Genomic DNA, 589 nt, shown 5'->3' with positions numbered 1-589 from the left:
TAGGTCAAGGCTGGATCCGCTTCGCCGTATACCTTGGTCTGGTCGTCCGCGGTCACCTCGATCGCCCTTTCTGTGATCTCCAGATTGCCTTCCACAAAGCTCAGGTCATAGTTGGCGCTCAAGGCCAAACTGCCCTGCGTGATTGCGTAGTTGCCCACGTCCTCGCCCGCATCCCTGCCGAGCGCCCCGGTGAACGCGTCGCTGAAGGCCAGCGAACCGGAGGTGACCTGGTAGGTCAAGGCTGGATCCGCTTCGCCGTATACCTTGGTCTGGTCGTCGGCGGTCACCTCGATCTCACGTACCGTGATCTCCAGATTGCCTTCCACAAAGCTCAGGTCGTAGTTGCCGTCAAGGGCAAGGGTGCCCTGGGTGATTGCGTAGTTGCCCACGTCCTCGCCCGCATCCCTGCCGAGCGCCCCGGTGAACGCGTCGCTGAAGGCCAGGCTGCCCGAAGTAATCTGGTAGGTCAAGGCTGGATCCGCTTCGCCGTATACCTTGGTCTGGTCGTCCGCGGTCACCTCGATCGCCCTTTCTGTGATCTCCAGATTGCCTTCCACAAAGCTCAGGTCATAGTTGGCGCTCAAGGCCA

General features: G+C 60.8%; 1 protein-coding gene. It reads right to left on the bottom strand.

Annotated elements, in window-relative coordinates; genetic code table 11:
- Positions 1-589: MBG domain-containing protein (locus J0A67_RS22585; RefSeq protein ID WP_206571666.1), on the bottom strand; the 589-nt coding region annotated here is incomplete at both ends.

The organism is Algoriphagus aestuariicola (assembly GCF_017254835.1).
GTDB lineage: Bacteria > Bacteroidota > Bacteroidia > Cytophagales > Cyclobacteriaceae > Algoriphagus > Algoriphagus aestuariicola.
Note: the sequence above shows the minus strand (reverse complement) of the source record. Positions and strands in the feature narration are given on the sequence as shown.